Below are 9,818 nucleotides of genomic sequence, written 5' to 3' on the forward strand. Positions count from 1 at the left end.
CGCCCGGCGTTGAGGACAGAAGCTGTCCGCATCTTCCGGCAAGGTCGGCGCCATGATTCAGACGAGAGCGCTGACGAAGGACTTCGTCGTCAACCGCAAGACCACGGTGCACGCGGTCCGCGGCATCAGCCTGGACATCGCCCCCGGCGAGCTCGTCGCGGTGCTCGGCCCGAACGGCGCCGGCAAGACCACGACGCTGCGGATGCTCACCACGCTCATCGCGCCGACCAGCGGGACCGCGATCGTCGCCGGGCACGACGTGTCGACGCAGGCCGCGGCGGTACGGCGGGAGATCGGCTACGTGGGGCAGGGCAACGGAGCCGGCCACATCCACCGCGTCGCCGACGAGCTGCGCACCCAGGGCCGCATCTACGGCATGGACGTCCGCGCCGCCGCCCGGCGCACCGACGAGCTCCTGGAGGCGCTCGACCTCGCCGAGCAGCGCGACCGCAAGGTGTCGGACCTGTCGGGCGGCCAGCGGCGGCGCCTCGACGTGGCGATCGGGCTCGTGCACGCGCCCCGGCTGCTGTTCCTCGACGAGCCGTCGACGGGCCTCGACCCGCAGAACCGGGCGAACCTGTGGCAGCACATCCTGCGCATGCGCGAGGCGCACGGCATGACGATCGTGCTGACCACGCACTACCTCGACGAGGCCGACACCATGGCGGAACGGGTCGTGGTCGTCGACCACGGCGAAGTGATCGCCGACGACACGGCGTCCGCGCTGAAGGCCAAGCTGGCCGGCGACAAGCTGCTGCTGACCGGCGATCTCCCGCTCATCGCCAAGGCCGCCGATGCCGCCGGCATGCGCGACATGACCGAGATCTCGGACACGCTGACGTTCCGCGTCAACGACGGGCCCGCTGCGCTGCCCGAACTCATCGCGGCGGTGCCTGGCGCCGTCCGTACCGCCGAGATCCAGCGCCCCACGCTCGACGACGTCTTCCTGTCCCTGACCGGCCGCAACCTCCGGGAGAACGCATGACCACCCTGGCGCTCCGCGACGTCGGCATCGTCGCCGCCCGCGAGCTGCGGCCGCTGCTGCGCTCGCCGTTCTCGCTGATCTTCGGCATGATCCAGCCGCTCGTGTTCCTGGCGCTCTTCGGCCCGCTGCTCGTCGGGTCGCTGCGAGGGCAGGAAGGCGGGCTCGGCAGCGACGTGTGGCAGTGGTTCGTGCCGGCGATCCTCGTGATGACCACGCTCTTCGGCACGTCGACCGTCGGGGCGAACCTGCTCGGCGAGTTCGTCACCGGCTCGCACGAGCGCATGCTCGTCACGCCCCTCGCCCGGCACGCGCTGCTGGTCGGCCGCGCGCTGAAGGAGATGGTGCCGCTCGCCGGGCAGGCCGTCATCATCGTCATGGTGATGCTGCCGTTCGGCTTCGAGCTGCACCCGGCCGGCGCGCTGCTCGGCCTGGTGCTGCTCGCCGTCTTCGGCGTCGGGCTCGGCTCGCTCAGCTACGCCCTCGCGGTCGCGGTCCGGCGCACCGACTGGATGTTCTGGGTGGTGCACCAGACGCTGCTGTTCCCCCTGATGATCCTCTCCGGGATGCTGCTGCCCCTGGAGACCGGGCCGGGCTGGATGCGGGCGGTCGCGCACTTCAACCCGCTCGCGCACATGGTGACCGCCGAGCGTCTGCTCTTCGCCGGTACGGTCAGCGACCGCGCCGTCGGGTGGGGCCTCGCCGCGGCGGCCGCGACGGCCGTCGTCGGGCTCACGGTCGGCATCCGGGCGATGCGCCGCTCCACCTGACGCCCGCCTCGGGGGCCACGGCTCCGCGGCGGCCCGGGTGTGACTCCCCGGCCGCCTCGGGGCGCTACTCGCCGACGGCCTTGAACAGTGCGCCGATCTCCGCCTGGGACAGGTGTCGCGTCCTGCCCGGGCGGAGATCGCCGAGCCTGATCGGGCCGATCTGGGTGCGGATCAGCCGCTGCACCGGGAAGCCGACCGCGTCGAACATCCGCCGCACGATGTGGTTGCGCCCCTCGTGCAGCACGACCTCGACGAGCGCGACCTTCCCGTACGCGTCGACGACCTTGAACGAGTCGACCTTCGCCGGCCCGTCGTCGAGCTGCACGCCGGCCTTCAGCTCCCGGCCCATCGCCCGCGGCACCGGCCCGGCGATCTCCACCTGGTAGGTCTTCGCCACCTCGTACGACGGGTGCATCAGCTTGTGGGCGAGCCCGCCGTCGTTCATCAGCAGCAGCAGGCCCTCGCTGGCGAGGTCCAGGCGCCCGACGTGGAAGACGCGGGTCGTGAGGTTGGGCACGTAGTCGGCGAGCGCCTCGCGGCCCTTCTCGTCGTCCATCGTGGACACCACGCCACGCGGCTTGTTCAGCGCGAGGTACACCAGCCGCGTGTCGGTGATGAGCCGCGAGCCGTCGACGTGGATGGCGTCCCGCGTCGCGTCGGCCTTGTCGCCGAGGGTCGCCTCCTTGCCGTTGACGGTGACGCGACCCTCGTCGATCATCCGCTCGCAGGTGCGCCGGGACCCGAGCCCCGCGGCGGCCAGGATCTTCTGCAGCCGCTCCTCGTTGCGCGGCAGCACCGCGTCCGGCGGCGCGTCGAACGCCGATCCTTCGAACGCGAGCTGCGGGTCGGTCGCTGGGTTGGTGGACGGGTCAACGCTGGGCATCGGCGATCTCATCAATGTCGTCGGGAAGGAACGGGGCGAGCGGCGGCAGCTGGTCGACGCTGTCCAGGCCGAGTTTCTCCAGGAACAGCGACGTCGTCCGGTACAGGAACGCCCCGCTTTCGGGCTCACTGCCGGTCTCCTCGATCAGACCCCGCGTCACCAGCGTACGGACAACACCGTCGCAGTTGACACCGCGGATGGCCGAGATGCGCGACCTGGTGACAGGCTGCTTGTAGGCGACCACGGCGAGTGTCTCCAGGGCGGCCTGGGTGAGCCGGATCTGCTGCCCGTCGAGCACGAACTTCTCCACGTAGGGCGCGAACTCCGCCCGCGTGTACAACCGCCACCCACCCGCGACGCGCCGCAGGTCGAAGCCGAGGCCGAGCTCGGTGTACTGCCGGGAGATGTCCTCCAGGACGCCGCGGATCCGGTCGACGGGCTGGTCGAGCACCTGCGCGAGGGTGATCTCGGTGGCGGGCTCGTCGACGATGAGGAGGATCGCCTCGATCGCCCCACGCAGCTCGCTCTCCGACATGACCGGAGCCGGTGCGGGCTCGGGCTCGGCTGCCGGGGTCGCCTGCGCGGGGATGTCGAACAGGGCTCCGCCGCCGGAGGCCGGCTCGCCGGCGGACGCCTCGACCTCGGGCTCCGGCACCGACTCAGCCTCGGGTTCGAGCGTGGGCTCGGGCGCAGGCTCCGGCTCAGGCCCGGCCTCGGGCTCCTGATCTCCGTCCGGTTCCTGCTCGGGCTGCGGCTCCGGTTCCGGCTCGGGCTCCGGTTCCGGCTCGGGTTCCGGTTCCGGCTCGGGTTCCGACTGCGGCGCGGGCTCCGGCTCGGGCTGCGACTCGGGCTCCGGCTGTGGCACGGGCTCCGGCTGCGACTCGGGCTCCGGCTCGGGTTCGGGCTCCGGCTGCGGCTCGGGCTCGGGGGTGCTTTCGAGATCCGCGTCGGCCGTGGAGGCCTCATCAGATGCCGCCGAGACGGTCTCACCAAGGTCCGCAGGCCGCTCCTCCGCTGCCTCCGCTGCCTCCACGGCTGGAACGGCTTCGGCCGGGGGCTGCGGGCGAGCCCAGGGTGGGACCCAGTTCGCTGCCTGGTCGGCGAGCGACCTCGACTGGTCGTCCTGGCTCACTGGTCCACCTCGCTGTTCACTGCTTCCGCGTCGTCCGCTGCCGGTTCGTCCGCCGCCGGTTCGTCCGGTGCCGCCCCCTCGGCGGGCGGGGCTTCGGGCGGGGCGGGGCTGCCTTCGTACTCCTCGACCTCGATCACGGCGGCCGCCGCGTCGTCCGGTCCCGTCCACCGGACGAGGAGCTCGCCGAGCGCCTGGACCTGCTCGAAGGAGACGAGGTCCTCGCGGTACAACTCCAGCAGCGCCAGGAAGCGGGCGACGACCTCCAGGGTCGACTCGCAGTCGACGCACAGCGCGCTGAACGTCGCCTCGCGTTGTTCGATGAGGCGGTCGCGGACGATGTTGGCGTGCTCGCGGACGCTGACGCGGACCATGTGTATGTGCGCGATCGAGACGACCGGCGGGCCCGCCTTCGGGGTGAACGCCTTCAGCGCCAGCTTCAGCAGCCTCGCGGGGCCGACGCCGAGCACGAGGTCGGGCAGGGCCTCGGCGTACTGCGGCTCCAGGGACACCGAGCGCGGGTAGCGGCGGGAGCCGACGGCCTCCAGGCCCGCGATGTGCGCCGCCGCTTCCTTGAACGCCTTGTACTGCAGCAGCCGCGCGAAGAGCAGGTCGCGCGCCTCCAGCAGCGCCAGGTCCTCCTCGTTCTCGACGGTGGCCGACGGCAGGAGGCGGGCCGCCTTCAGGTCGAGCAGCGTGGCGGCGACGACCAGGAACTCCGACGCCTCGTCGAGGTCCCAGTCGTCGCCCATGCCGCGGATGTACGCGATGAAGTCGTCGGTGACGGTGTGCAGCGCCACCTCGGTGACGTCGAGCTTGTGCTTGCCGATGAGCTGCAGCAGCAGGTCGAACGGCCCGGTGAAGTTCGCCAGCCGCACCTGGAAGCCGGACGGCGCGGCGTCAGCCCCGGGCGGAGCGGTCGCGGCATCCGGTACAGGAGCGGCGACGTCCGCGGCGGGGACCACGGCGGCATCGGGAAGCGCGTCCACGGTGGAGGGATCCGGCGAAGGATTCGCGGAGTCCACGGTGGCTGGGTCGGTCACCGGAAGACCGTAGCGCAAAGGGTCCGGAAAACCGCTACAACCGCCGCTCGGCCTGCTGGGCGATGACCTCACGGGCGAGCTGCCGGTAGTTGCGGGCACCCGAGGACGACGGGTCGAGCGTGGTGATGGGCGCGCCGGCGACCGTCGACTCGGGGAACTTCACGGTCTTGGTGATGACCGTCTGGTACACCTTGTCGCCGAACGCCTCCACGACCCGCTGCAGCACCTGGCGGCAGTGGGTGGTGCGGCTGTCGTACATGGTGGCGAGGATGCCTTCGAGCTCCAGGTCGAAGTTGAGCCGCTCGCGGACCTTGTCGATCGTGTCGAGCAGCAGCGCCACACCGCGAAGTGAGAAGAATTCACATTCCAGCGGAATCATGACGCCGTGCGCGACGGTCAGCGCGTTGATCGCGAGCAGGCCCAGCGACGGCTGGCAGTCGATCAGGATGTAGTCGTACTCCTTCAGGACCGGGCGCAGCACCCGGGCCAGGGCCATCTCGCGGGCGACCTCGGTGACCAGCTGGATCTCGGCCGCCGACAGGTCGATGTTGGCCGGCAGCAGGTGCAGGCCCGCGATGTCGGTCTTGATCCGGATGTCCTCGACGGTCACGTCGGAGTCCATCAGGATGTTGTAGATCGTCAGGTCGAGGTTGTGCGGGTTGACGCCGAGGCCGACCGACAGGGCACCCTGCGGGTCGAAGTCGACGAGCAGGACCCGCCGCCCGTACTCGGCGAGGGCCGCGCCCAGGTTGATGGTCGACGTGGTCTTGCCCACGCCGCCCTTCTGGTTGGCCATCGCGATGATCCGCGCCGGGCCGTGCCGGTCCATCGGCATCGGCTCGGGGATCGGCTTGCGCATCGTGTACGCCGTCGGATCCGCCGGACCGAGCTCGGCGCCGAGGTCAAGCGATGCCTGCTCGGCGCGCATCTGCGTCGTCCACGACTCCGCCTGGTCACCCATGCCTGTCATCGAACCTCTTCGCCCCTCCCGGCGGCTCATCTCCACCCGGGGCCGATTCGTCGTCGGCGTTCTGGGGAAGCGGGACGGCCGTTGCCCGACTGTACGTCATCGCAGGGTACATACCCCACTCCGCGCGCCCGGCGTGTCGCGATCAGCTTCGTTGGGTACGGTCTTCGACGTGTTGGGACCAGGAGACGTGCTCGGCGACAGGTACCGCCTCGATGAGTTCGTCGCCAGCGGCGGCATGGGGCAGGTGTTCCGCGCGACCGACAAGACGCTCAACCGGACGGTCGCCGTGAAGGTGCTGCTGCCGGGCCTGACCAGCGACGCCGAGTTCGGCGTCCGGTTCCGGGCCGAGGCGCGGATCATGGCGTCCGTCGGGCACAAGGGCGTGGTCGGCGTCTATGACTACGGCGAGACGCCCGAGGGCACGATGTTCCTCGTCATGGCGTTCGTCGAGGGCCGCCCCCTCGGCGAGCGGATCACCCGTGAGGGTGCACTCCCGGCCGACGAGACCATGGCGATCGTGGCGCAGGCCGCCGACGCGCTGCACGCCGCGCACAGCAACGGCATCATCCACCGCGACGTGAAGCCCAACAATCTCCTGGTCGGCGACAACGGGGCGGTGACCCTCGTCGATTTCGGCGTGGCCCGCTCCGCCGACGTGACATCCGTCACGAAAGTGAATGCGGTGATCGGCACCGCCCTGTACATGTCACCCGAACAGGCACGCGGGAAGCCGATCTCGCCCGCCACGGACATCTACGCACTCGGCGCGGTCGCGTACCACTGCCTGACGGGCGCACCGCCGTTCACCGGAAACTCGCCGCTCGAGATCGCGATCAAGCACCTGCAGGACGACCCGGCGCCACTGCCCGACACCGTGCCCGCCGGCGTGCGGGCGGTGGTCGAGCGCGCCATGGCGAAGGACCCCGAGGACCGCTTCCCGACCGCGGCCGCCTTCGCCGCCGCCGCCCGCGACGCGCAGGTGTCCACCCTTCAAGATGAAGATCTGGCCCTGGTACCGGTGGCCACCCGGCGTTCCGCGACGGTGGCGTCACCACGGGTCGCCGTCGCCGGCCGGCCGGGATCGTCCGGCGCGAGGCCGGGCCGGCCCGCCTGGATCCCGGTCGCCATCGGCCTGGCGCTGCTCGTCATGGCCGGTGGCGTGGTCCTGGCCGCGATCGCGCTCAGCCGGGGCGACAAGCAGGGCGACATCCCCACCGGCGTCCCCGGCATGTCGCAGTCCCCCGCGGTCGTCACGTCGGCGCCGGCACCCGCTGGGGGTGGCGCCACCCGTACATCGGCGGCGGCGACGGCGAGCGCACCCACGTCGGACTCTCCGGCCCCCGTCACCAGCAGCGCCGCTCCCCCGCCGGCGACGAGCGAGCCCCCGCCGCCACCGCCCACGACGGCTCAGCCCGAGCCGACGACCGGCGGCACGACACCTCCTGTCGCCGGCTCGACCCCACCCGCGTAGCCGGTCGGCCAGATCCGGGGCCGGCCGGGATTTTCTGTCGTACCCACGTGCAACCCTTTCGTGGCGGGGCTTCGTCTACCCCGCGACGAAGGGAGCCCGATCGGGTGAACGAAGCCGACGAAGCGCAGTTCCGGGAGTTCGTCGCCGCACGGTTCGACGGCCTGCGTTCGCTCGCCTACCTGACGTGCGGGGACTGGCACACGGCGGAGGACGCCGTCGCCGCGTCCCTGGCGAAGCTCTACGTGCACTGGCACCGCGTCGACACGCCCCTCGCCTATGTGCGCCGGGCGGTCGTGCACGCGCTGGTTGACGAGAGCCGCCGGCCGTGGCGGCGCAGGGAGCGCTCGGTGGGCTACAGCCTGCCCGAGCTGCCCGGCCCCGACCACGCCGAGCAGGTCGACGAGCGGATCCGGATCCGCGCCGCACTCGCCCGGATGGCCCCCGGCCAGCGCGCCGTGCTGGTCCTGCGGTACTACGAGGGGCTAAGCGTTGAGGAGACCGCGGAGGTGCTCGGCCGTCAGCCGGGCACCGTCAAGAGCCAGACCGCCCGCGGGCTCACCGCCCTCCGTGCCCTGCTCGACGCGGAGCCTCGTGACGACCCCGGTGCCGTCGCCCCCGGCGCGCGAGCGTCCACTCCCCCGCGGCAGGCGACACCCGCTCACGAGATGGAGAACAGGAGGGAAGGGCATGGATCGCGACCTGCACAGTCTGCTGGCGGCGGCCAGGGACGACGCACCGCCACCGCGGCTCAGCATTGACGACATCACCACCGCGGGCCGCCGGCTCGCCCGGCGTCGCCGCCGCCGCACCCTCCTCGCCTCCGTCGCCGGCGGCGTGACCGCGGTGATCACCGGCGCCACCGCCGCGATCGCGCTCTTCAACCCGCCGGCCACCACGCCCACCGCGGACCCCAACGGCGCGCCCGCCCTGGTCGTCGACGCCTCCCCGTCCCCCACCCGCCGGGCCGACTTCGCGGCCGCCGGCCCCTTCCAGACCAACTACAGCGGCTACACCTCCGGGCGGTATGTCGTCAGCGACCCCTACCTGGTCACCTCCGGCTACCAGATGTCCACGATCGACTTCAACGCCGCCCCGTCCGCCGCCCCGTCCGTCTCGGTCTCCCACCCGTCCGTCTCGGTCTCCCAGACCGTCCCGGCGGGCGATCCGGCCCGCACCGCGTCCCTGGACAGTGTCGTGCCCCGTGAGGGCCGGCTCGTCGTCTACAGCACCGACGCCTTCGACCCCCGCGAGTTCAACGGCGGCACCAAGCTCACCATCGGCGGCCGGCAGGCCCGGCTGCTGCGCGCCGGCGGCTCGGTCTCGCCCACCGCCGCCGACAAGGACGGCTGCTGCACCGACCCGGTCATCCCGGCCATGGCCTGGCAGTACATGCCGGGCGCCTGGGCGGCGGTCTACTGGTCCCGGCCCGAGACCATGCCCACCCGCGACGAGCTGGTCGCCCTCGCCGAGGCCTTACCCGCCGCCGACCCTGCCCCGTTCCCCGTCGGCATCCGCGTCAGCGACCTGCCGAAGGGCTACCACCTGCTCGCCGCCAGCACCCGCACGTCCTCCTACGACAGCACCAGCCTGTCGGTGGTCCGCCTGGCCCAGAAACCCTTGAGCCGCCTGTCCACCGGCCCGGCCGACTTCGACACGTACCCGTCGCTCATCCTCACCCTCGGCATCGCCGACCAGGTGACCGACAAGGTGATCAACAAGGCCACCTGCCCGCCCGCCACCAACCGCTGCGCCACGCTGATCGAGGACGGCCAGTACTTCCTGCAGGTGGAGACCACGGGCGATCGGCCGTTGAGCACCAGCGAGCTGTCGCAGATCCTGAAGACGATGACGGCCGAGGACCCCTCCGACCGCACCTCCTGGCCCGCCGCCACGTCGGCGTTCACCCCCTGACCCCCGCACCCGCATGATCCGGTGGCCCTCACACCCCACCGGATCACCGGCGACCGGCACGACGGCAACCCCAGCGACCACGGGGTCACCAGTTCCGACAACGCCGACCGCGACGAAGACACCCGAACCAGCACCACGCACCACGACCTCACGCTCGACCTCACGACGCAGGCGCACGACCGGGCACTACCGGCACGCCACGACCTCACGCTCGGCCCCTCGTCCGCCCCTGGCTCCTTCGATGCGGACCTCTCGGCCGGCGAGCCGGCCCGCGCCGCGCCGCGCGCTGGGCGTTGGCTCCGCCCCGACGTCACCCGGCGCCCCTGGGCCGCATCGTGCGTGCACAGCGCGCCAGGTCGACCGCATGATCCGTCCGCTCCGTGGTCGCGCCCCGCCATCGCTCGCCGCCCCGACGCTGCCCGCACCCCACCCACACCGTTGATCCAAGGACGAATCCGGCCGCGCACGCAGCCACAGCCATCCTTGGATCACGTCAACAGGACCAGCACCCGCCAACCAGGACATTGACCAGCACCTCACGCATGATCCGTCCACCCCGGTGGCCGCGCCCCGCCATCGCTCGCCGCCCCGACGCTGCCCGCACCCCACCCACACCGTTGATCCAAGGACGAATCCGGCCGCGCACGCAGCCACAGCCA

Annotated in this window: 9 protein-coding genes; 5 read left to right on the forward strand and 4 right to left on the reverse strand. The window is 71.8% G+C overall.

Annotated features, from left to right (window positions below):
• Positions 1 to 52: 52 nt before the first annotated feature.
• Both ACFY3L_RS22730 and ACFY3L_RS22735 read left to right on the forward strand, forming a co-directional pair.
• On the forward strand, positions 53 to 985 hold the full coding sequence (locus ACFY3L_RS22730) for an ATP-binding cassette domain-containing protein (RefSeq protein WP_389327228.1): 933 nt from the start codon (positions 53 to 55) through the stop codon (positions 983 to 985).
• Complete coding sequence (locus tag ACFY3L_RS22735) at positions 982 to 1,752, forward strand: ABC transporter permease (RefSeq protein ID WP_389327231.1); 771 nt, start codon at positions 982 to 984, stop codon at positions 1,750 to 1,752. The genes ACFY3L_RS22730 and ACFY3L_RS22735 overlap by 4 nt, the downstream gene beginning before the upstream one ends.
• A gap of 64 nt (positions 1,753 to 1,816) precedes the next feature.
• Here the strand turns inward: ACFY3L_RS22735 and ACFY3L_RS22740 are convergent, their stop codons facing one another.
• The 4 genes from ACFY3L_RS22740 to ACFY3L_RS22755 form a co-directional block, all read right to left on the reverse strand.
• A complete protein-coding gene (locus ACFY3L_RS22740) occupies positions 1,817 to 2,635 on the reverse strand; it encodes a pseudouridine synthase (RefSeq protein ID WP_389327234.1) in 819 nt (272 codons plus the stop codon).
• Positions 2,622 to 3,500, reverse strand: coding sequence for an SMC-Scp complex subunit ScpB (gene scpB, locus ACFY3L_RS22745; protein ID WP_389327368.1), 879 nt, complete (start codon positions 3,498 to 3,500; stop codon positions 2,622 to 2,624). Before scpB ends, ACFY3L_RS22740 begins: the two co-directional genes overlap by 14 nt.
• A gap of 263 nt (positions 3,501 to 3,763) precedes the next feature.
• Positions 3,764 to 4,807 carry a segregation and condensation protein A gene (locus ACFY3L_RS22750; RefSeq protein ID WP_389327237.1) on the reverse strand — a complete coding sequence of 348 codons (1,044 nt, stop codon included), beginning with the start codon at positions 4,805 to 4,807 and terminating at the stop codon, positions 3,764 to 3,766.
• A 34-nt stretch (positions 4,808 to 4,841) separates the two neighbouring features.
• Entirely contained in the window at positions 4,842 to 5,777 is a 936-nt protein-coding gene (locus ACFY3L_RS22755; RefSeq protein ID WP_203853951.1) for a ParA family protein, read from the reverse strand.
• A 169-nt stretch (positions 5,778 to 5,946) separates the two neighbouring features.
• On the opposite strand from ACFY3L_RS22755, the gene ACFY3L_RS22760 reads away from it, so the two are divergent.
• The 3 genes from ACFY3L_RS22760 (at position 5,947) to ACFY3L_RS22770 (ending at position 9,159) form a co-directional block, all read left to right on the forward strand.
• Positions 5,947 to 7,248 carry a serine/threonine-protein kinase gene (locus ACFY3L_RS22760; protein ID WP_389327240.1) on the forward strand — a complete coding sequence of 434 codons (1,302 nt, stop codon included), beginning with the start codon at positions 5,947 to 5,949 and terminating at the stop codon, positions 7,246 to 7,248.
• 104 nt (positions 7,249 to 7,352) lie between these two features.
• Positions 7,353 to 8,006 (forward strand): SigE family RNA polymerase sigma factor, encoded by a 654-nt coding sequence (locus ACFY3L_RS22765; protein ID WP_389327243.1) that lies wholly within the window; start codon positions 7,353 to 7,355, stop codon positions 8,004 to 8,006.
• Positions 7,936 to 9,159, forward strand: coding sequence for a hypothetical protein (locus ACFY3L_RS22770; RefSeq protein ID WP_389327246.1), 1,224 nt, complete (start codon positions 7,936 to 7,938; stop codon positions 9,157 to 9,159). Before ACFY3L_RS22765 ends, ACFY3L_RS22770 begins: the two co-directional genes overlap by 71 nt.
• The last annotated feature ends 659 nt before the right edge of the window (positions 9,160 to 9,818 follow it).

The sequence above is a fragment of the Dactylosporangium sp. NPDC000521 genome, assembly GCF_042898305.1.
Classification (GTDB): domain Bacteria; phylum Actinomycetota; class Actinomycetes; order Mycobacteriales; family Micromonosporaceae; genus Dactylosporangium.